Genomic DNA, 21,266 nt, shown 5'->3' with positions numbered 1-21,266 from the left:
AGAGTCTGGAGGCATGGGTGGCCGGCTATTCGGCTAGGCACAAGGCACCAGCGAAGCACAGAGCGCGTGGACGCGCTCTCTTCCTCACCCGACCCTCGGGCACGAAGTCCGGCGGCAAGCGAGTGGCCGGGCGGTCTCCCGTTCCCGCAGCCTCCTCACCTCCCACGGCGCGTGCGGCCGAGCGCCCCACGCCGGCGCTCACGGCGGGTGCGAGTGAGCCGTCGGCGGGCGTGCCGCCCCTGAACGTTCCACCTGTCGCGGGCGGCGACCTGGGAGTTCAGCTCGCTCCTCCGGCACGCAAGTCGGCGCGGCTGAACCCCACCGTCGCCGCGGTGACGGCGGCGTCCATCGGCGTCACCGGCGCCGTCGGTGGCGGAATCCTGGTGTCGGGCGCGTACGCCGACTCCAAGAACACCCTGGTGCTGTCGGACTTGAGCGTCCCCGGCGCTTTCCCCACGAAGAAGGCACGACCGAAGCAGAGCGCGACCCCTTCGGCGACCCCTCGGTTCACCACACACACGGTCACCCCGACTCCGACCCCCACGGTCACGAGTGACCCGACTCCGGCGACGGGGACGGTCGTCCACGACCGGACGGCGGCCGAGCGCCGGCGTGCCCAGGAGCGCGCCGCGCGGTACATGGAGCGTTTCCCCGCCGGCTCCGCCAAGCAGATCGCGGCCGAGCTGGTGCGCCAGCGCGGCTGGGACTCCGTGCAGTTCACGTGTCTGGACGCGATCTGGACGCGGGAGAGCGGGTGGCGAGTGGACGCCACGAACCCCCGTTCCGGCGCGTACGGCATCCCGCAAGCGTTGCCGGGCAGCAAGATGGCGAGCCACGGCTCGGACTGGCGGACCAATCCGCGGACCCAGATCCGGTGGGGCCTGGACTACATCGCCTCGCGCTACTCGACCCCCTGTGGCGCCTGGGAGTTCTGGAAGCGCAACGGCTGGTACTAGGCACGTGGGCGTCGCCCGACGCCCGTGGTCATACTCGCGTAGCGTCCGTCGGGTGACCGACGCCGAGTCGGCGCGTCCGGCTCGCCGGTCTCCCTCCGCTCGTGGCCGCTCCTTCCCGCCTGGTTCGGAGCTCTTCTGGCGAGGACGTCTCCCGACGCGCGTCACTTCTCGCTGTCACCTGCGGACTGAGCGTGGTTGACTTTGCTGTGTCGCCACGAGATCGGCAAGATGGGTGGCGGACCGTAACGGCCGCAGGCCTACGGACGAGTCGACGGGGAGGCGTCGTGGCTGACACAGCCGACCGCGCACGTCAGAAGCCGAGAGCCGCCGGTACCAAGGGTGGTGACCCCACCAATCGGCGACGAGCGGGGAGGCGATGTCGAGCACTGGCCGTGGCGGCGGCACTGGTCGCCGGCGCGGCATTGGCCGGATGTGGCCAGGAGTCCACCGTTCCCGTCCTCACCTGGTACATCAACCCCGACGCCGGAACGCAACAAGAGCTTGCGCAGACCTGTACCGCGGCCGCTGACGGTCGCTACCGGATCCGGACGGCGTTGTTGCCCCGCGAGTCGACATCCCAGCGGGAGCAGCTGGTTCGTCGGCTCGCCGCCGGCGACTCCGGCATCGACCTGATGAGTTTGGATGTGCCGTACGTCGCGGAGTTCGCCAACGCGGGCTTCCTCCGTCCGTTCAGCCAGGCCGAGCGGTCGCGGCTCACCCGTGACATGCTCGAAGGGCCGCTCGAGACGGCGCTGTGGCAGGGAGAGCTGTACGCGGTCCCGTTCAACACGAACACGCAGCTGCTCTGGTACAAGCGATCGGTGGCCCGAGAGGCCGGCCTCGACATCGGACCGCGCACACAGGTGACCTGGGACGAGGTCATCCGAGCGGCGGAGAAGACGGGAACCACCGTCCAGGTGCAGGCGAGGCGCTACGAGGGCTACACGGTCCTGATCAACTCGCTCGTGGCTTCCGCTGGAGGTTCCCTGTTGCGGGATCCCGAGGCCGGTCGAGACGTCACTCCAGCGATCGACTCCGCGGCTGGACGCCGCGCCGCCGAGATCATCCGCACGCTCGCGCGCTCCCGAGCCGCCTCCGCTGACATCAGCAACGCCGACGAGGGTTCCACGCAGAGCGGTTTCCTGGCCGAGAACGGCGGCTTCATGGTGAACTGGCCGTTCGTCTACACAGCCGAGACCACCAAGCTGGACGAGCTCCGCGCTCAGGTGGAGAACGCGCGGTCGACCAGGGAGCGTGCCGCGGCCGAGCGCGAGCTGGCCCGGCAGCAGGCGGTCGTTGACGACTTCGGCTGGGCTCGGTGGCCCGCCGTGGAGGAGGGGCGCCCCAGCGCGCCACCGCTCGGCGGTATCGACCTCGCTATCGGTGCCTTCAGCAAGTACCCGGAGCTGGCCGTCGACGCGGTGGCGTGCATCACCTCGGCGGAGAGCCAGCGAACCTACATGCTCGCGGAGGGCCTGCTGGCCACGAGGGAGTCGGTCTATGACGACCCCGAGGTGCAAGAGGCCTTCCCGATGGCGGACCTCTTGCGGGAGTCGGTGGACGAGGCGGCGCCCCGACCTGTCACGCCGTACTACCCCGACATCACCGCGGCGATCCAGCGCACGTGGCACCCACCTGCCTCGCTGACCGAGCAGACCCCGGGCCGGGCGGCCGAGCTGATCGTGGCCGTCCTCCACGACGAGCAGCTGAGCTAGCGGAAGGGACGAGCCATGGCAGCCGTGCAGTCCACGGTGGAACCGACCGTCCAGACGAAGGCCTCGGATCGGTCCCGCGCTGAGCAGCGCCTCGGCTGGTACCTGTGCGCGCCGGCGTTCCTCGTCATGCTCGCGGTCACCGCGTACCCGATGCTGCGCGCGGTGTGGCTCTCCCTGCAGAGCTACCGCATCACCGACCCGGAGTCGCGGCGGTTCGTCTGGTTCCACAACTACCAGGTGATCCTCACCGACAGCCTGTGGTGGCGCGACGTCGGCGTCACCGTCCTGATCACGGTCATCACCGTCGCGGTGGAGCTGGTCATCGGCTTCGCGTTCGCCATGGTGATGCACCGCATCGTGGTCGGACGGGCGATCGTCCGGACCTCGATCCTGGTGCCGTACGGCATCATCACCGTGGTATCGGCGTTCGCGTGGCGGTTCGCCCTCGCGCCTGACTCCGGATTCGTCAACCCCTGGTTCAATCTCTCCAACTTCGACTTCTTCGGGCAGTTCTGGTCCTCCATCGTCGCGATCTCGTTGTCGGAGATCTGGAAGACCACGCCCTTCATGTCCTTGCTGCTGCTCGCCGGTCTCGCTCAAGTGCCTGAGGAGCTGCAAGAGGCCGCGAAGGTCGACGGCGCGACGTGGTGGCAGCGGTTGTGGAAGGTGACGATCCCCAACATGAAGGCCGCCATCATGGTGGCGGTGTTGTTCCGCACCCTCGATGCCTACCGCATCTTCGACAACATCTTCATCATGACGAACGGCGCGCAGGGTACCGAGACGGTCTCGTTCCTCGCGTACCGGCAGATGATCGCGCGGACCGCGGTCGGCCTGGGATCGGCTGTGTCGGTGCTGCTGTTCCTGACGGTGGTGCTGATCGCCTTCGTCTTCATCAAGATCTTCCGGACCGACCTGTCCCAGGTGAGAGGTGATCGCGGATGAGGTGGCGCAAGGTCCTGTGGGGCGTCGCGGGGGCGCTGATCGTCCTCTACACGCTCTTCCCCGTCGTGTGGATCCTCTCCCTGTCGCTCAAGGCCGACGTCCGCGACCGTCAGTTCTTCCCCGCGACGTGGACGCTGGACAACTACCGCACGGTCTTCGACACCGACCTGTTCGTGAGCGCCTTGCGCAACTCCATCGGCATCTCGCTCATCTCCACGGTGGTGTCGGTGGTCCTCGCCACGTTGGCGGCCTACGCGATCGCCCGGTTGCGCTTCCGCGGCAAGCGGCTGGTGTTGTCGATGGCGTTGGCGATCGCGATGTTCCCGACGATCTCGCTCGTCCCGCCGCTGTTCGACATGTGGCGTAGCCTCGGGCTGTACGACACGTGGCTCGGGCTCATCATCCCGTACCTGTCGTTCACCTTGCCGCTGTCGATCTGGACCCTGTCGGCGTTCTTCCGCGAGATCCCGTGGGAGATGGAGCAGGCCGCGCAAGTCGATGGCGCGACGCCTTGGCAGGCGTTCCGGAAGGTGATCGTGCCCCTCGCGGCGCCCGGCGTGTTCACCGCCGCGATCCTCACGTTCTTCTTCGCGTGGAACGACTTCGTCTTCGGTATCTCGCTCACCGCGTCCGATCGGGCCCGCACTGTGCCCGCTGCGCTCGCGTTCTTCGCGGGTGAGTCCTTCTTCGAACAGCCCACGGCTGCGATCGCCGCGGCCGCGGTCGTCGTCACCATCCCGGTGATCGTGCTCGTCCTCCTGTTCCAGCGCAAGATCGTCGCCGGCCTGACCTCCGGCGCAGTGAAGGGTTGATGCGCCATGGCAGCCATCGAGTTGATCAACGTCGTCAAGCGCTACGGCGACGGTGAACCCGCCGTCAACAACGTGAGCCTCGACATCGCCGACGGCGAGTTCATGATCCTGGTGGGTCCCTCGGGCTGCGGCAAGTCAACCTTGCTTCGGATGATCGTGGGACTGGAGGACATCACCGAAGGCGAGATCCGCATTGGTGGAGTGCGCGTCAACGAGATGGCGCCGCGTGAGCGCAACCTCGCGATGGTGTTCCAGAACTACGCGCTCTACCCGCACCTCACCGTGTTCGAGAACATCGCGTTCCCGCTACGGTTGGCGAAGAGACCGGACCACGAGGTCACCGAGCGCGTCGAGCACGTGGCGGAGATGCTGGAGCTGAAGGAGCTGCTGCGACGTAAGCCGAGTCAGCTCTCCGGCGGCCAGCGGCAGCGGGTGGCGATGGGGCGGGCGATCGTCCGTGACGCGCAGGCGTTCCTGTTCGACGAGCCGCTGTCGAACCTCGACGCGAAGCTGCGTGGGCAGATGCGTACCGAGATCTCTCGGCTGCAGCGGCGGCTCGGCACCACGACGGTCTACGTCACCCACGACCAGACCGAAGCCATGACGTTGGGCGACCGCGTGGCCGTCCTGCGCAAGGGAACCTTGCAGCAGTGCGCCACACCCCGGGAGCTGTATGAGAACCCGGTCAATCTCTTCGTCGCTGGGTTCATCGGTGCGCCTCCGATGAACCTCCTGCCCGCTCGGGTCAGCGGCGGCCAGGTCGAGCTCCCGTTCTGCACCGTGCCGGTGCCTCAAGGCGTCGACCCCGACGAGGTCGAAGGCCGCCTGCTCATCGCGGGCCTTCGACCGGGCCACTTCGAGGACGCGGAGTACGTCGAGGCCGGCAAGCTCGAGCTCGGGCAGACCTTCGAGGCGACGGTCGACGTGACCGAGTGGCTGGGGAACGAGCAGTTCGCCTACGTGCCCTACGAGTCTCCGCCGGAGATTCGGGCGCAGGTGGAGGCGCTCGCCCAGGAGCTCGACATGGAGGCGGCGCATCCGCAGTTGATCATCTCGCTGGATCCGGCGAGCCGGATCCAGGAGGGCCAGCGGGCGCGCTTCTGGGTCGACGTCAGGCGCATGCACCTGTTCGACCCACGGACCGGAGCGAACCTGGCGCTCTCGTCCGCCGCGGTGAGCTAGTGTGGCAGCGCCCGGCCGCGCCGGGTCGCATCGGTCGCCCAGCGCCGTCGGTGGCTCGGCGGTGCCTGGTCATCGGCGGTGCCTAGTAGTCGGCGGTGCAGCCAGGGGGCAGGTCGGGGATCGGCCAGGAAGGATCGGGACGCCAGCTCTCCCAGCCGTCGCAGAAGGGTGACGCCCACCGCGCGACCAGCTTCTCCACCGCCCGGGCGTCGGCTTCGAACCGCTCGGCGTCCTCGGGCGTGAACGTGCCGGCCTCGAGCGCGGCGGCGAGCTCGTCCTCGTCCTTCCAGATCACCTGCCGGTCGGGAGTCACCACGAGGTCGAGGACGTGGTCCCGCGTGTAGACGTTCTTGTCGTCCCGCAGGTGGACCTGCTCGAGGTTGATGTACCAGTTGCGGTGGGACCCGTCGTCGTCCCAGAACACCCAGGCCGACCAGGGCACGCCCGTCGGCGCGATCTTGAGGATGCCGCCTCCGTGCCAGACGTCCCGCTTGACCGCGCGTGGGGCGCTGAACCGCTCCGGGCTCACCGGGATCGACCGCAGGTCGCTGCCATCCGCGAGCACGGATCGCAACACCGGGGTCTGCGGCGCCAACCAGGCGACCAGCCCCTCGGCGTCGTCGCGCACCACCGTCATCGGCCGGACCGAGCTGATGGCGCTGCCGAGTCGAGACGAGTCCGTCGGTGTACTCGCGATCGGCGCGGCGGCTGAGGCGTCCGGACGACGGCTCAGCGGCCGCAGGTAACGCCACCAGATCTGCTCGCCTGGCTTCCAGTACGGCGGGCTTCCAGACGGACGCACTCCCGCGGGCAGCTCTGGGGCAGGAATACCAGAGGTCGGCGCGATCATCGACCAGCCACCTTAACCTAGGGGCCGGCTCGCGAGGATCGCCCGGTGATCGAAGGACGGAACCGGTCGTGCGGTCGGGCTCGGGACGAGCCAACCGTCGCCCCGAGCCCCAAGCGTCGCGGCTCCCGCGCCCGTCCCAGCCGACGGGCGCGTCCTTCTTGGCGAGGGCGTGTCGCTACGGATGCGTCATGGAGATGACGTCGAGTGCCTTGTCGAGCTGCTCCTCGGTGATCTCGCCGCGCTCCACGTAGCCCTGCTCCAGGACGACCTGCTTGATGGTCTTCCGCTCCGCCAGCGCTTGCTTGGCGACCTTGGCGGCGTTCTCGTAGCCGATGTAGCGGTTGAGCGGGGTGACGATGGCGGGGGAGGACTCCGCGTACTCGCGGCACCGCTCGACGTTGGCGGTGATGCCGCGGACCAGACGGTCGGCGAAGAGCCGGCTCGCGTTGGTCAGCAGCCGGATCGACTCCAGCAGGTTGCGCGCCATCACCGGCAGCATGACGTTCAGCTCGAAGTCGCCCTGCGACCCGGCGAAGGCCACCGCCGCGTCGTTGCCCACGACCTGGGCGACGACCTGTCGGACCGCCTCGCTGATCACCGGGTTGACCTTGCCCGGCATGATGCTCGAGCCCGGCTGGAGATCGGGGATGTTGATCTCGGCGAGACCGGTGCGCGGGCCGGACCCCATCCACCGGATGTCGTTGGCGGCCTTGTAGAGGCCGACGGCGATGGTGCGCAGCTGGCCGGAGAGCTCGACGAGCGCGTCACGCGAGCCCTGCGCCTCGAAGTGGTTGCGGGCCTCGGTGAGCGGCAGCTTGGTCACCTCGGCGAGCTCGGCGATGACTCTCGCGGCGAACCCGGGCGGGGTGTTGATGCCGGTGCCGACGGCCGTACCACCGAGCGGCAGTTCCGCCACGCGGGGCAGGGTGGACTGGAGTCGCTCGATCCCGTAGCGCACCTGCGCGGCGTAGCCGCCGAACTCCTGCCCGAGCGTGACGGGCGTGGCGTCCATGAGGTGGGTGCGTCCCGACTTCACCACGTCGGCGAACTCCTCCGCCTTCCGCTCGAGCTCCTCCGCGAGGTGCTCGAGGGCGGGGATGAGGAGGTTCACGACGGCGTCCGTCGCGGCGATGTGGATGGACGACGGGAAGACGTCGTTGCTCGACTGGGAGGCGTTGACGTGGTCGTTGGGGTGAACCGGCCGTCCCAGCGCCTCGCTGGCCAGCGTGGCGATCACCTCGTTGGCGTTCATGTTGCTCGAGGTGCCCGAGCCGGTCTGGAAGACGTCGATCGGGAAGTGGTCGTCGTGCGCACCGGCGGCGACTTGGGCGGCGGCCTGCTGGATGGCCTTGGCCACGTCGGGGTCGAGCACACCCAGCTCGGCGTTGACCTTCGCCGCTGCGGCCTTGATGAGGGCCAGCGCTCGAATGTGCGTGCTCTCGAGGGTGTGGCCCGAGATCGGGAAGTTCTCGACGGCCCGCTGGGTCTGCGCTCGCCACTTCGCGTGGGCGGGTACCCGCACCTCGCCCATCGTGTCGCGTTCGATCCGGAAGTTCTGCTCGTCGACCATGGCCCGACTCTATGACCAGGCCAGGCGCGACCGTGTGATGAGGTTGCCTGTGTGAGTGAGTCGCCACGCTGGTTGACCACGCGGCAGGCCGCGCAGCTGCTCGGGGTGAAGCCCGAGACCATCTACGCCTACGTGAGCCGGGGCATGCTCACCCGCCATCGTGGCGCGGACCGGCGGTCGTCGCGATTCGACCGGATCGAGGTGGAACGTCTGGCTCGGCGCCACCGTCAGGGTGGCCGGGCCGGCGCCCTGGAGGTCGTCGTCGACACCGAGCTCACCCTGCTCGACCCCGCCGGGGCCTTGTACTACCGCGGCGAGGACGTCACCGAGCTGGCCCGGACCCGCCACTTCGAGGAGGTGGCGGAGCTGCTGTGGGCGGCGCCGGCGAACGGTCCCTGGGAGGCGGCACCGTCCGCGGTGGAGGTAGGGCGGCGGGCGCAGGAGGCGCTCCCGGCGGAGGCGCGCACCATCGATCGGATCCGGGTCATCGTCGCGGCGCTGGCCGCCACCGATCCCGTACGGGACGATCGCCGACCCGCCGCCGTCGCCGCGACGGCTCGGTCGCTCGTCGCGGGCATCGTCGACTGTCTTCCCGCGCGCAACCAGGCGCCCGGTCCGACGATCGCGGAGCGGCTGTGGTCACGGCTGGCGGACCGGGTTCCCGAACGTGGCGAGGTCCGAGCGCTCGACGCTGCGCTCGTGCTGCTCGCTGACCACGAGCTCGCCGCTTCGACATTGGCGGCTCGGGTGGCGGCGTCGGTGTGGGCGGACCCGTACCTCGTCGTCCTCACCGGGCTCAGTGTGGGCGGCGGCGCGCTGCACGGCGCCCAGTCGGCCGCGGTGGAGGCGCTGCTGCGCGAGGCCCACGATCCCGCCGACGTCGCTCGTCTCGTGGGTGAGCGACTCCGACGCGCCGAGCGAGTGCCGGGTTTCGGGCACGCGGTCTACACCGACCGCGACCCGCGCGCCGACGTCCTGCTCGACGTGGTCCGAGCCGCCGGCGGGCCTGGGCCGGTCGACGCGATCGTCGAGGAGCTGGTGAGCGTGGTCGGTCGCCACGGCGGACCGGCACCGAACATCGACCTCGCGCTCGCCTCCCTGACTGTCAAGCTCGGTTTGACGGAAGGTGCCGGCGAGGTGATCTTCCTGCTCGGGCGGATCGCCGGGCACATCGCCCACGCCCTGGAGGAGTACCCGCACCGGATGCGCTTCCGGCCACGGGCCCTCTACGTCGGGCCGCGACCCGAGACCTGACTGGGGACGGCCGGTCACGAGCGTCGCGCGGGTTGGAGGACCGCTGGTCAGACGTCGGTCGCCGCGCCGGTCTCCTCAAGCGGCGGCACCGGTTGCGGGGGAGGAGGCCCGACGTACCGCGCGGCGGGCCGGATGATCTTGCGTTCGCGCGCCTGCTCCAGCGCGTGGGCGCACCAGCCGATCACCCGGCTCGACGTGAACGTGGGCGTGAACATCGGGCGCGGGATGCCGCACTGCTCCATCACCACCCCCGCGTAGTACTCCACGTTCGTGCGCAGCTCGCGACCGGGTTTGAGCTCGGCGAGCAGCTCGACGACCCGACGCTCGACCTCGACAGCGAGCTCGACCCGCTCACCGCCGAGTTCCTGGGCGGTGGTGCGCAGCAGCCGGGAACGCGGGTCCTCCGTGCGGTAGACGGCGTGGCCGAAGCCCATGATCCGGTCGCCGGCCGCGAGGCGCTCCCGTACCCACGCCTCGACCCGGTCCGGCGTACCGATGGCGTCCAACGCCTCCAACGCGCGGCTCGGGGCGCCGCCGTGCAACGGGCCGGACAGCGCGCCGATCGCGCCGATGACGCAGGCCGCGATGTCCGCGCCGGTGGACGCGATCACCCGCGCGGTGAAGGTCGAGGCGTTGAAGCCGTGGTCGATGGTGCAGACGAGGTAGCGCTGGACCGCACGTACGTGGCGCGGTTCCGGCTCGGAACCGCTGAGCATGTACAGGTAATTCGCGGCGAACGGTAGGTCGTCACGAGGCTCGACCGGCTCCTGGCCGTGTGCCAGCCGGTGCAGTGCGCTGAGCAGGGTGGGCACCTGCGCGCAGATGAGGAGCGCGTCCCGGCGCCGGGCCGTCTCGTCGAGGTCCCACCACGGGCGCATGCCTGACCCGACCAAGGACAGCGCGGTTCGCAAGCCCTCGAGGGGTGTGGCGCTCGCCCGCGCGATCGCCGGCAGGACGGCTCGCACGTCCTCCTGGAGGTGACGCAGCGGCGCGACGGTGGCGAGGAAGGCGTCCCGCTGCTGGGAATCCGGCAGCTCACCCTCGAAGAGCAGGTGCCACACGTCCTCGACCGTGCGTCGCTCAGCCAGCTCGACGGCGGAGTACTGGCGGTAGTGGTAGAAGCCCTCTCGCCCTCGGACGTCGCCGAGGGCGGTGTCGGTGACGGCGACGCCGGCCAGGCCCGGTGGAACGGTGATGAGATCTGGGCGCTCGTTCGCTGCGGTGGGCGACATGCAGTCCTCTCCTCCCGTGGACGAGAGGACTGTCGTCGTCAAGGCGAGAGGTTGTCAATGTTGATTGCATCAACATATCGCGGTTCTTGCGCTCATCCTCGTAGGCGCGAGTGACGGAGATCACGACGCCTGCCCTGGCCGCCCTCGTCATCGGCCAGGGCAGGACGCCTGCGCGCGTTCCTCAGGCGGCAGCCTCCTTGTGCTACTCGGTCCGCAGTCCGTCGGCCTCGGTCGTGCGCCAGAGAGCGGGAAGGGTGAGGGCGGTGACGGCCAGGACGGCCACGGCTGCGGCCCCGCAGAGCGTGAGGGTCCAGGGCCAGTCGAACGCGACCGGGTACTCGACGAGCCAGAGCAGCGCGCCGCCGATGCCGAGACCGGTCAGCCCGGCCACCACGAGCGCGAACGCCAGATCACGCGTGGGTTCGTGACGAGTGCCCTCGCGACGGCCACGCGCTGCCCCTGGCCTCCCGACACCTCACCGGGTCGCTTGTTCGCGACGTCGGACACCTCCAGTCGGTCCAGCCATCCGGCCGCCACGCGTTCGGCCTGCCGGCGACGCATGCCGCCCAGGCGCAGCGGGAGCGCGACGTTCTCGAGGCAGGTGAGCTCCGGGACGAGCTGGCCGAACTGGAAGACGAAGCCGAAGTCGGTGCGGCGAAGCGCGCTGCGCTCCTTGTCCGACAGTGACCTGAGATCTCTCCCCGCGTAGGTCACTCGGCCCTCGTCGGGCAGCAGGATGCCGGCGAGGCAGTGCAGCAAGGTGGACTTGCCGGAGCCCGAGGGCCCCATCACCGCGACGATCTCGCTCTCGCGTACCTGGAGAGCGGCATCGTGGAGCGCGGGTGTCTGTCCGAAGGTCTTGCGCAGGCCGACGCCTTCGAGGAGCGGCGGGCCGCCTGCGGCGGGCTCGTCGAGCGACGTGCTGGTCATGCCGTGACTTCCTTGGCGAGCTGGTCGAGACGGGCGGCGGTGAGCTCCAGCCACCGCAGGTCGGCCTCGAGGTGGAACAGGCGCAGATCAGCTGGTCGACGAGGTCGCCGCTGGCCTTGCGCTGGGTCACTCGCGCATGACCCGCAGGTGGGCGGCGCGTTGGATGTCCAGCACGTCGATGGCGCTCCGGCCGGACAGCAGGGCGAGCACGACCTTGGTGTACTTGGTGTAGAGGACGCTCTCAGGTACGGCTCGGGGTTCTCCGACGTGCGCAGCCACTCCTCGACGTCGCTCACGCCCGCGTCGGTGATCGCGTACCGCTTGCGTGGACGAGCGTCGGCGTCAGCGACCGCCCTGATCGAGGTGGGCTAGCCTCGGTACTGCGCTCGGACGCAGGGGAGCGACCGGCGGCTTCGAGGCGCGGGGAGGGCGAGACCCGCACGACGACAGGAGCAGCAGCGCGATGATGTCCATAGGCGGCGGAGAACGGTGGCCGGCCGAAGGTGCCGGCAACCTTCGCGCGAGTGACGCCGATCGGGAGCAGACCGCCGCCGTCTTGCGCCAGGCGGCGGCCGAAGGCCGGCTCGACCTCACCGAGCTCGAGGAGCGGCTGGAACGCGCCTTCTCGGCGAAGACGTACGCCGAGCTAGCGCTGCTCACCGCCGATCTTCCCAACGCCGCCGGACCCGACCGCGAGGTCGGGCTCGTACGGATCGGTCAGGACGAGATCACCGCCGTCCTGAGCGACCGGAAGATCAAGGGACGCTGGCTCGTGCCGCCACGCCTGCGGGTCCGCGCCGTCCTCGGCAGCGTCACGCTCGACTTCACGGAGGCGGCGCTCCCCATGGATGTGACACTCGACCTGCAGGTGGGCCTCGCCCAGGTCACGCTCGTCGTGCCGGACGACATCGCGTGTGACATCGACGGTGTGACGACGTTCATGAGCGAGGCCAAGAACAAGTCTCGCGCCTTCCCCGAACCCGGCACCCCGCGGATTCGGGTTCGCGGCACCGTCGTGCTCGGTGAAGTCGTCGCGCGCGGACCCAAGCGGCGACGCTGGTTTCGCTGAGTCGCCGCTTGGGTCCGCCGGACGGACCGAGCGGCCACGGCTCAGCTGGCGCGCTCGAAGTCGATCGACGCGTACGCCCGGAGCTTGCTCAACGCGTGCTCGGAGAAGATCGACCGGACCGTGCCACTCCGCGACCGCATCACCAGCGAGTGCGTCGTCGCCCCGTTCCCGCGGTAATGGACGCCGCGAAGCAGCTCGCCGTCGGTGATGCCGGTGGCCACGAAGAACACGTCATCGCCCCGGACGAGGTCGTCGGTGGTGAGCACGCGGTCCAGGTCGTGACCCGCGTCGATCGCCTTCTGGCGCTCGGCGTCGTCCCGCGGCCACAGCCGGCCCTGGATCATGCCACCCATGCACTTCATGGCGCAGGCGGCGATGATGCCCTCCGGCGTCCCACCAATCCCCACCAGCAGGTCGATGCCGGTCTCCGGGCGCGCGGCCATGATGGCGCCGGCCACGTCGCCGTCGGTGATGAACTTGATCCGAGCCCCGGTGTCACGGATCTCCCGGACGTACTGCTCGTGGCGAGGTCGATCGAGGATGACGACGGTGACGTCGCTGGGCGACATCCGCTTGGCCCGGGCGACCCGGCGAATGTTCTCCCCGACCGGCGCGGTGATGTCGATGACGTCAGCCGCCTCCGGCCCCGTGGCCAGCTTCTCCATGTAGAAGACCGCCGAGGGGTCGAACATGGCCCCTCGGGGAGCGACGGCCAGGACCGAGATCGCGTTGCTCATGCCCTTGGCGGCCAGCGTCGTGCCGTCGATCGGGTCGACGGCGACGTCGCACTCGGCGCCCTCACCGGAGCCGACCTCCTCGCCGTTGTAGAGCATCGGCGCTTGGTCCTTCTCGCCCTCACCGATCACCACGACGCCCCGCATGCTCACGGAGGCGATGAGCGTGCGCATGGCGTTGACCGCGGCTTGGTCGGCGCCGTTCTTGTCCCCTCGTCCGACCCACCGGCCGGCCGCCATCGCCGCGGCCTCGGTGACGCGGACCAGCTCCAGCGCGAGGTTGCGGTCGGGAACGCCGTCGCCGGTGCGCAGCTGCGGCGGGATCGCCGCCTCGGGCGCCGTCGCACCCGTCCCCGCCGCAGCCGGCCCCGCCCCTGTCGACGGCGGCGCCGTCGTCTCCGGCCCGTGTGCGGACGGACCCGCCGCGGTCGGCGCGGAGGCGGACGGGTCGGTCGGGGCGAACGAGCCGGACATGGCGTCGTAAGCGGGATACGGGTCAGACATGGTGGCCCCCCTGCGTTTCCTCCTCGTCGAGGTCTTCGACCTCGTCCTCCGTGCCTGTGGCGCTTCGCGCGGCCTCGAGCCGGGCTCGCGCGCCGTCCAGCCAGGCTTGACAGATCCTGGCGAGCTCCTCGCCACGCTCCCACAGGCGAAGCGACTCCTCCAGTGTCGTCCCGCCCGTCTCCAACCGACGCACGACCTCGATGAGCTCGTCGCGCGCCTGCTCGTAGGACATGGCCTCGGCATCGGTCACAGTCCGCACCCTATCGGCGTGTCTCAGCTTCGCGCAGACGTGACGCCTACGTCGTCGGGGCGAACCTCGACGGAAAAGCGCCCGCCCGCGACTCGCGCGTCGAGTCGCTCACCGGGCGTCACCTCAGCGGGGTCACGGACCACGCTGCCGTCCACCTTGGTCAACACCGCGTACCCCCGGTCGAGGGTGGCTTTGGGGGAGAGGGCACGGACTCGCGCCAGCTGATGGTCAAGGTTGTCTTGCGCCCGATCCAGGATCTGTGCCAGGCATCGCCGGGACCTTTCGGTGAGGGCGACGACCTCCTCCCTCCGTCGGTCGATCTCACGTTCCGGCGCGCTGAGGACCGGCCGGGCACGCAGACCCTGCAACACCAGCGTCTCGCGGTCGAGCCAGGTCGTCAGCAGGCGCCAGGCCCGGGCGCGCAGCTCCCGGATGCGGGCGAACTCCTCGACCACGTCGGGCACGATGCGGCGAGCGGCGTCGGTGGGTGTGGATGCGCGCACGTCCGCGACCAGGTCGAGCAGTGGCATGTCCTGCTCGTGCCCGATGGCGCTGACGACCGGCGTCCGACACGCGGCGACCGCGCGCAGCAGTCCCTCGTCGGAGAAGGGCAGCAAGTCCTCGACCGAACCGCCGCCCCGCGCGATCACGATCACGTCGACGTCGGCATCGGCGTCGAGCCGGCGCAACGCCTCGAGAATCTGCGGCACGGCGTTCGGTCCTTGGACGGCGACGTTCTCGACCCGGAAGCGCACGGCCGGCCATCGGCGCCGGCTGTTCTCCAGCACGTCGCGCTCGGCCGCCGAGCCTCTTCCGCAGATCAACCCCACCTTCGTCGGCAGAAAGGGCAAGGGACGCTTGCGTTCCGGCGCGAACAGCCCCTCGGCGGCGAGCAGCCGCTTGAGACGCTCGAGCCGCGCGAGCAGCTCGCCGAGACCGATCGGTCGAATGTCGGTCGCGGCCATCGCGAGCGTGCCCCGTGGGACGTAGTAGGTGGGGCGGGCGTGGACGACGACCCGCGCGCCTTCGAGGACCGGCGGGTCGATGACGTCGAACACCGTGCGTGGGCACGTCACCTGGAGGGAGATGTCGGCCACCGGGTCACGCAGGGTGAGGAAGACCGTCGACGTCCCCGGCCGGCGGGTGAGCTGGGCGACCTGACCTTCGACCCAGACCGCCCCGAGCCGTCCGATCCACTGACCGAGCAGGTTGGCGATCTGGCGTACCGGAGCTGGCTTGTCCGGCGACGTCTGCAACGGCATGGTCGCAGCCTAGGTCAGGTGCGCGTGGGTGCCGGGACGGGATGGCCGACCCGATATCGGCACCGGCGTTGACCGGTTCGGTCGGTGCGGTGTGTGATCCGTTCGAGCCGCCACTGCGCGAGTCGTCGCTGCCGGCTCGCTCGGCGGAAGCTCGGCCTTCGAACTGGTGAGGGGGTTGTTGGATGACGACAGGTGGTGCCATCGACCGTCGCGCGTTCCTCGCGGTGGCAGGCGGCGTCGTGGGTGCGGTCGCGGCGGACCTCGCTCAGCCCGGCGCGAGGGAGCAGGGCGTCGGGGCGCGGGCCGCGTGGGCGGCGGAGCGGCCACCGGTCGGCATTCCCTTCATGCACGGCTACGACGCCCCGGCGATCAAGGCGTGGAGCCCGGAGACCGATCCCTATGCGAAGTACTTCCGCTCGCGCGTCCCACTCGCCCGTCGCATCCCCTCCTTCCGGCCGACCCAAGCGAACCCCGACCTGGACGACCGCCCGCGCTTGATGACCCTGGCCAACGACTACATGGAGGCCGAGAACTTCGTGCTGGCGCACCGGTACGGCTACACCTTCGAGGCGTACGCGCTCCGCTTCTGGCAGTACCTCGACATGATGGGCTCCTGGCACGGCCTCCCTGTCTACGGCGACGCCGGCAAGGACGAGCCGCGCTTCGGGACGGTCAACCTGCCGAACCCCGCGTGGACCGACGCGGCCCACCGCAACGGGGTGAAGAGCCTCGGCTGCTGGTTCTGGCCACGGCCGGAGGACTTCGCCGAGTTCGTGGAGCGTCGACCCGACGGGTCGTTCCCGGTCGCCGAGAAGCTGGTCGAGATGGCGGTCTACTTCGGCTTCGACGGCTACTTCATCAACCAAGAGGGGCAGGTCACGCCGGAGCAGGCCGAGGCGCTCCACGAGATGCTCGGCTTCATGGCCCGGATCGCGCCCGAGGGTTTTCACATCCAGTGGTACGACGCGCTCACCACGGACGGCCGGGTCCGTTACCAGAACGAGTTCAACGAGGTCAACGCCCCGTGGGTGGTCGCCGACGGCACGCGGGTGTGCTCCAGCATCTTCCTCAACTACTGGTGGTCGGAAGAGCGGCTGCAGCGCTCACACGACTACGCGGTGGCATTGGGGCTCGACCCCTACGAGGTGGTCTTCGCCGGGACGGAGGCGGGGCTCAACAACTTCTCCCAGCCCTACGACCCGCGCTGGATCTTCCCCGAGGCCGGGGAGCCGCGGACGAGCTGGGCCTTTCTCGGGACCGAGTTCCCGTGGCGGATCGCGCCCGGGGAGGACCGGTCCACCGTGGAGGCGCAGCGGCCGGTGTATGTCCTGGAGCGGCAGTGGTGGTCCGGCCCGAAGCAGGACCCGTCCCGCACGGGTCGCTCACTTCCACCGACCGGCGAGGACAAGCACAACCCCGAGCGCTGGGACGGCGTCGCGCACACGATCGTGGAGAAGTCCGTCATCGGCTCCTATCCGTTCGTCACCAGGTTCAACGCCGGCACGGGGCTGCGCTTCTTCATCGAAGGGACGCTCGTGGGGCGGCGCCCCTGGTTCAACATCGGGATCCAAGACATCCTGCCGACCTGGCAGTGGTGGGTACGGTCAGCCGACGACGGCGGCCCGGCGACCAACCTGAGCGTCGACTACGACTACGAGGTCGCCTACGACGGAGGAACCTCGCTGCTGGTCGCCGGCTCTCTCGCCGCCGGCGAGCCGGTGGAGCTCCGGTTGTTCAAGACCTGGCTTCCGGTGCATGCGGACGCCGAAGCCGCCCTCACCGTGCTGACGGGGAACCCAGCGGATGTGGAGCAGGCGGGCGAGACGGCAAGCGACACCGAGCCACCTGGCACTGGACACGCGGCGCGCCTTCGGCTCGGCCTCACGTTCGCGGATCAGCCGGACCAGGTGACCTGGCTCGACCTACCCGACAGCGCTTCGGCCGGATGGCGCCGGGTCAGCGTGCCGCTCGCCCGCTACGCCGGGCGCACCATCGCCGCGATCAGCCTCGGGTTCCAGTCCCCCGTGGCCGTCGAGGACTACGCCCTGCGCGTCGGTGAGCTGCGCCTCACCCGCCGATCCGACGCGGTCGGCCGACCGCCTCGGCCACCTCGCGGGTTCGTCGTCGAGCAGGCCCACGTCGTCGACGACGTCGCGACGGTGTTCCTCGCCTGGCAGCTCGCCTCCGAGAACGTGTGGTACTACGACATCTTCCGCCGGCTCCCAGGGGGTGCCCGGGAATGGCTGGGCCGGGTCTTCGACGAGGTGTACGTCGTCCCGGGGATCGAACGGCGACCCGGTGAGGTCGACACCACCCTCGAGCTGGTCGCGGTCTCGCCCTCGGGCGTGCCAAGCCGACCGGCGCGGGCGCGGTTCTCGTGGCGGTGAGCACGCGTTGCTTCCAAAGCGGGTCGCCTCCGAAGCGCGCTCCCGACCTGCTGCGCCTGCTCGGGTCGCCGGTCGACCGGGTCGTGACGGTCCGTGCACCGACGATGTCAAGATCGCACCCTTGTGGCAGCGGTCGTACCCATCGGGCGCGAGCCCGCCTGGGTGTGCGTTAGCGTGCTCCGCGACCGTGCCCTTGTGGTGCGGCATCCACACCGACCAGGCTGGTGCCCGGTCACCGCGTCCTCACCGACCGACTGACGTGCTGACAACCGCAGCTTCCAACCGTCGACGACAGGACAGGACAGGACTCCTCGATGAACGACCCCGTGCAGACACCTGGGACGACTGAGCTGTCGCTGCTGCCCCGCCCGCGGAGCGTCGAACGCGATCCGGGCCAGTGCACCCTGACCCCGGCGGGTGGGTCCGGGGCGAGCTCGACGGTGCGACGTCGGATCGTCATCGAGGCGCCGGTCGCGGCCGACCTGGTGCCCACCGCTCGCCGTCTGCGTGACGCGCTGCGGACGTACGCGGATGTGGACTGGGAGATCTCGGCCACCAGCGCCGGACCGGACCACGAGATCGGGGCCGTCCTACGGGTCACGCCCACGAGCGCGCTGCCGGAGCAGGGCTACGAGCTGTCCATCACACCGGAACGCCTCGTCATCGAGGCTGGGACACCGCAGGGCGTCTTCTACGGTGTCTGCACGCTCATCCAGGTCGTCGAGCAGACCGCACCCGACCTGCCGTGCCTGCGCATCTCGGACTGGCCCGACCACAAGGCTCGCGGTGTCATGCTGGACGTCAGCCGGGACCGGGTGCCGACGATGGAGACGGTCCGCGACCTCGTCGACATGCTCGCCGGCTGGAAGATCAACCAGATTCAGCTCTACACCGAGCACACCTTCGCCTACCGCAACCATCCTCGGGTGTGGGCCGAGGCGTCGCCGTTCACTGGCGAGGAGATCCTCGAGCTCGACGCGTTCTGCCGGGAACGCTTCATCGAGCTCGTCCCGAACCAGAACTGCTTCGGGCACATGCACCGCTGGCTGGAGCACCCCGAGTACGCGCACCTGGCGGAGGTGAGCGACGGGTTCACCACGCCGTGGGGCGAACGGCGCGGCCCGTTCAGCCTGGCGCCCACCGACCCGGGCAGCCTCGAGCTGGTTCGCGGCCTGCTCGACGAGCTGCTCCCACACTTCTCCAGCCGGCAGGTCAACGTCGGATGCGACGAGACCTTCGACCTCGGCCAAGGGCGCAGCAAGCAGCTCTGTGAGGAGCGGGGTACTGGTCGGGTCTACCTCGACTTCCTCCTGCAGATTTATCGGGAGGTCTCCGCGCGCGGTAGGCGGATGCAGTTCTGGGGCGACATCATCGAGCAGCACCCGGAGCTGATCCCCGAGCTGCCGAAGGACGTCGTGGCACTCGGCTGGGGCTACGAGGCCGACCATCCGTTCGCCACGCTCTGCGAGCGGTACGCGGCAGCCGGCGTCGAGTTCTACACCTGCCCCGGCACGTCGTCGTGGTGCAGCATCGCCGGCCGGACCGCCAACGCGCTGGGCAACCTGCTCAACGCGGCGGAGAACGGCTTGCGCCACGGCGCCACCGGCTACCTCATCACCGACTGGGGCGACCGCGGGCACTGGCAGGTTCTCCCGGTCAGCTACCTCGGATTTGCTGCTGGCGCGGCGTACGCGTGGGCGTTGGAAGCGAACCGGAGCATCGACGTCGCGGAGGTGACGAGCCGGCACGCCTTCCAGGACCCGACCGGCGCGTTGGGGAAGGTGGCGTACGACCTGGGCAACGTCTACCGCGTCGTGGGAGTCGAGCCGCACAACTCGTCGGTGCTGTTCTGGCTCCTGCAGTGGACGATGGACCAGCTCACCAAGAACGCCCCGGCGTACGGCCCCAAGGTGGGCGAGATCTCGCCCGATGCCCTGCGCGCCACGCTGGACGCCATCGACGAGGCGATGACCCCGCTGGCCTCCGCGCGATCGCGTGCGGCGGACAGCGAGCTCGTGGCGGCGGAGTTCCAGCACACGGCCCGGATGCTGCGACACGCCTGCCGGCGAGGGCTGCTGGCGTTGGGCGCCGAGGCCGACCCGAGTGCGGCACGCCGGGCGCTCCGCGACGACCTGGAGGAGATCATCGCGGAGTTCCGCCGTCTGTGGCTGGCGCGCAGCCGGATCGGTGGCCTCCGCGACAGCGTGGCGCGGCTGGAGAAGCTGCGTCCCGAGTACGCCGACTGAGGACACCCGCTGCCGAGCGCCCGCCCGACCCCACCGCGTGCCCTGCCGGACGAAAGCGGACGGGTCGGGAGGTTCGACACGGATCGTGCGGGCAGCCAGCGCGCCGTGGTGAAGGTCACACCGCGAGGGCTGGCTGCCGGCGTGTCCGCCTGCTGGGGCCTCGTGCGGTCGCCACGTCAGCCATACGGCGTTGCCCGGGGAGGCTCGCGAACAGCGAGGTCATCCCCGCTGGCGTGGTGCGTCCGGGCGGTTCCGTCGTGAGATCGTCCGCCTGACCGAGGCGGGCACGCCGTCGTCGCGTCCCGATCACCGCCGTCTCTGATCGCTGTCGCACGGCCGACGGCGCTGCCGGAGGGCGGGCGTGGCTTCCGGCGCGGCCACCTACGATGAGGGGCATGACGTCGACGGAGCGCCGTGTCCTGCTCGCCGCCCCCCGTGGCTACTGTGCCGGAGTCGACCGGGCGGTGATCACCGTCGAGAAGGCTCTCGAGCTCTACGGCCCTCCGATCTACGTCCGCAAGCAGATCGTGCACAACCAGCACGTGGTCAAGTCGCTGGAACAGCGTGGCGCGATCTTCGTCGAGGAGCTCGACCAGGTACCCGAAGGTGCGACCGTCGTGTTCTCCGCACACGGCGTGTCACCTGCGGTGCGTCAGCAGGCGGCGGAGCGGTCCCTGAAGACGATCGACGCCACCTGCCCGCTCGTGACGAAGGTCCACCACGAGGCGCGTCGGTTCGCCAGCGAGGGCATGGACATCCTCCTCATCGGTCACGCCGGACACGAAGAGGTCGAGGGAACCTCGGGGGAGGCACCGTCCGCCATCCAGCTGGTCGAGAGCCCGGACGACGCGGACAAGGTGGAGGTCCGCGACCCCGGCAAGGTGGCCTGGCTCTCCCAGACCACGCTGTCGGTGGACGAGACGATGGAGACAGTCCAGCGCCTCCGCCGACGCTTCCCTCTGTTGGTCGACCCGCCGAGCGATGACATCTGCTACGCAACCCAGAACCGCCAGCAGGCCGTCAAGGAGGTCGCCCGTGAGGCCGACCTGACGATCGTCGTGGGGTCGGCCAACTCCTCGAACTCCGTTCGGCTGGTCGAGGTCGCCCTGGACGCCGGCTCGAAAGCCGCGTACCGCGTCGATGACGCGTCCGAGATTGACGAGGCCTGGCTCGAAGGGGTCAACGTCGTCGCCGTCACGAGCGGCGCTTCGGTGCCTGACGAGCTCGTCGAGGGCGTCCTCGAGTTCCTCCGGCAGCGCGGTTTCCCGCCGCACGAAGAAGTGCGGACAGCCAGCGAGAGCTTGACCTTCGCCTTGCCGCCCGAGCTGCGGAAGGACCTGCGGGTGGCTCATTCCCGTTGAGGTCGTC

The 21,266-nt window shown here is 69.9% G+C and carries 19 protein-coding genes; 10 read left to right on the top strand and 9 right to left on the bottom strand.

The genetic code is table 11. From position 1 onward, the window contains the following. Positions 1-230 precede the first annotated feature (230 nt). The 5 genes from DFJ64_RS19630 (at position 231) to DFJ64_RS04895 (ending at position 5,610) form a co-directional block, all read left to right on the top strand. Complete coding sequence (locus tag DFJ64_RS19630; protein WP_211310499.1) at positions 231-956, top strand: aggregation-promoting factor C-terminal-like domain-containing protein; 726 nt, start codon at positions 231-233, stop codon at positions 954-956. Positions 957-1,348: 392 nt separating this feature from the next. After that, positions 1,349-2,671 (top strand): extracellular solute-binding protein, encoded by a 1,323-nt coding sequence (locus tag DFJ64_RS04910; RefSeq protein ID WP_211310498.1) that lies wholly within the window; start codon positions 1,349-1,351, stop codon positions 2,669-2,671. A gap of 15 nt (positions 2,672-2,686) precedes the next feature. Beyond that, complete coding sequence (locus DFJ64_RS04905) at positions 2,687-3,616, top strand: carbohydrate ABC transporter permease (RefSeq protein WP_115849369.1); 930 nt, start codon at positions 2,687-2,689, stop codon at positions 3,614-3,616. Further along, on the top strand, positions 3,613-4,428 hold the full coding sequence (locus DFJ64_RS04900; protein WP_115849368.1) for a carbohydrate ABC transporter permease: 816 nt from the start codon (positions 3,613-3,615) through the stop codon (positions 4,426-4,428). The genes DFJ64_RS04905 and DFJ64_RS04900 overlap by 4 nt, the downstream gene beginning before the upstream one ends. A 6-nt stretch (positions 4,429-4,434) precedes the next feature. After that, positions 4,435-5,610, top strand: coding sequence for an ABC transporter ATP-binding protein (locus DFJ64_RS04895; RefSeq protein WP_115849367.1), 1,176 nt, complete (start codon positions 4,435-4,437; stop codon positions 5,608-5,610). Positions 5,611-5,692: 82 nt separating this feature from the next. Here the strand turns inward: DFJ64_RS04895 and DFJ64_RS04890 are convergent, their stop codons facing one another. Together DFJ64_RS04890 and DFJ64_RS04885 are read right to left on the bottom strand one after the other, a co-directional pair. Further along, a complete protein-coding gene (locus tag DFJ64_RS04890; RefSeq protein ID WP_115849366.1) occupies positions 5,693-6,460 on the bottom strand; it encodes a ribonuclease FAU-1 family protein in 768 nt (255 codons plus the stop codon). A gap of 175 nt (positions 6,461-6,635) precedes the next feature. Continuing rightward, positions 6,636-8,030 (bottom strand): class II fumarate hydratase, encoded by a 1,395-nt coding sequence (locus tag DFJ64_RS04885; RefSeq protein WP_115849365.1) that lies wholly within the window; start codon positions 8,028-8,030, stop codon positions 6,636-6,638. 51 nt (positions 8,031-8,081) lie between these two features. On the opposite strand from DFJ64_RS04885, the gene DFJ64_RS04880 reads away from it, so the two are divergent. Beyond that, the gene (locus tag DFJ64_RS04880) at positions 8,082-9,284 is read left to right on the top strand and encodes a citrate synthase (RefSeq protein WP_211310497.1); all 1,203 of its coding nucleotides are present in this window, start codon (positions 8,082-8,084) and stop codon (positions 9,282-9,284) included. Positions 9,285-9,331: 47 nt separating this feature from the next. Here DFJ64_RS04880 and DFJ64_RS04875 read toward each other — a convergent pair whose 3' ends face one another. The 4 genes from DFJ64_RS04875 to DFJ64_RS19625 all read right to left on the bottom strand — a co-directional run bounded on the left by DFJ64_RS04875 (position 9,332) and on the right by DFJ64_RS19625 (position 11,725). Further along, positions 9,332-10,516: a citrate synthase/methylcitrate synthase gene (locus DFJ64_RS04875; RefSeq protein ID WP_115849364.1), complete on the bottom strand. Its 1,185-nt coding sequence runs from the start codon at positions 10,514-10,516 to the stop codon at positions 9,332-9,334. A gap of 202 nt (positions 10,517-10,718) precedes the next feature. Further along, positions 10,719-10,907, bottom strand: coding sequence for a hypothetical protein (locus tag DFJ64_RS04870; protein WP_147304600.1), 189 nt, complete (start codon positions 10,905-10,907; stop codon positions 10,719-10,721). After that, positions 10,895-11,446, bottom strand: coding sequence for an ABC transporter ATP-binding protein (locus DFJ64_RS04865; protein WP_115849362.1), 552 nt, complete (start codon positions 11,444-11,446; stop codon positions 10,895-10,897). The genes DFJ64_RS04870 and DFJ64_RS04865 overlap by 13 nt, the downstream gene beginning before the upstream one ends. Positions 11,447-11,572: 126 nt before the next feature. Beyond that, positions 11,573-11,725: a hypothetical protein gene (locus DFJ64_RS19625; protein WP_211310496.1), complete on the bottom strand. Its 153-nt coding sequence runs from the start codon at positions 11,723-11,725 to the stop codon at positions 11,573-11,575. Positions 11,726-11,909: 184 nt separating this feature from the next. Between DFJ64_RS19625 and DFJ64_RS04855 the strand changes: the two genes are divergently transcribed. Beyond that, positions 11,910-12,515 carry a DUF1707 SHOCT-like domain-containing protein gene (locus DFJ64_RS04855; protein ID WP_115849361.1) on the top strand — a complete coding sequence of 202 codons (606 nt, stop codon included), beginning with the start codon at positions 11,910-11,912 and terminating at the stop codon, positions 12,513-12,515. 41 nt (positions 12,516-12,556) lie between these two features. On the opposite strand, the gene glpX is transcribed toward DFJ64_RS04855, so the two are convergent. The 3 genes from glpX to xseA are packed head-to-tail and all read right to left on the bottom strand — an operon-like array spanning position 12,557 to position 15,265. Then, on the bottom strand, positions 12,557-13,753 hold the full coding sequence (gene glpX, locus DFJ64_RS04850) for a class II fructose-bisphosphatase (protein ID WP_281268486.1): 1,197 nt from the start codon (positions 13,751-13,753) through the stop codon (positions 12,557-12,559). Beyond that, on the bottom strand, positions 13,746-14,003 hold the full coding sequence (locus DFJ64_RS04845) for an exodeoxyribonuclease VII small subunit (RefSeq protein ID WP_115851829.1): 258 nt from the start codon (positions 14,001-14,003) through the stop codon (positions 13,746-13,748). Before DFJ64_RS04845 ends, glpX begins: the two co-directional genes overlap by 8 nt. 23 nt (positions 14,004-14,026) lie before the next feature. Then, positions 14,027-15,265 (bottom strand): exodeoxyribonuclease VII large subunit, encoded by a 1,239-nt coding sequence (gene xseA / locus DFJ64_RS04840; protein ID WP_115849360.1) that lies wholly within the window; start codon positions 15,263-15,265, stop codon positions 14,027-14,029. 182 nt (positions 15,266-15,447) lie between these two features. On the opposite strand from xseA, the gene DFJ64_RS04835 reads away from it, so the two are divergent. The 3 genes from DFJ64_RS04835 to DFJ64_RS04825 all read left to right on the top strand — a co-directional run bounded on the left by DFJ64_RS04835 (position 15,448) and on the right by DFJ64_RS04825 (position 21,259). Continuing rightward, a complete protein-coding gene (locus DFJ64_RS04835; protein WP_115849359.1) occupies positions 15,448-17,652 on the top strand; it encodes an endo-beta-N-acetylglucosaminidase in 2,205 nt (734 codons plus the stop codon). Between the two features lie 314 nt (positions 17,653-17,966). Next, on the top strand, positions 17,967-19,898 hold the full coding sequence (locus DFJ64_RS04830; protein ID WP_115849358.1) for a glycoside hydrolase family 20 zincin-like fold domain-containing protein: 1,932 nt from the start codon (positions 17,967-17,969) through the stop codon (positions 19,896-19,898). 386 nt (positions 19,899-20,284) lie between these two features. Further along, positions 20,285-21,259: a 4-hydroxy-3-methylbut-2-enyl diphosphate reductase gene (locus DFJ64_RS04825; protein ID WP_115849357.1), complete on the top strand. Its 975-nt coding sequence runs from the start codon at positions 20,285-20,287 to the stop codon at positions 21,257-21,259. Positions 21,260-21,266: the final 7 nt, after the last annotated feature.

The sequence above is a fragment of the Thermasporomyces composti genome, from assembly GCF_003386795.1.
GTDB lineage: Bacteria > Actinomycetota > Actinomycetes > Propionibacteriales > Actinopolymorphaceae > Thermasporomyces > Thermasporomyces composti.
This window is presented reverse-complemented; position numbering and strand designations above follow the sequence as displayed.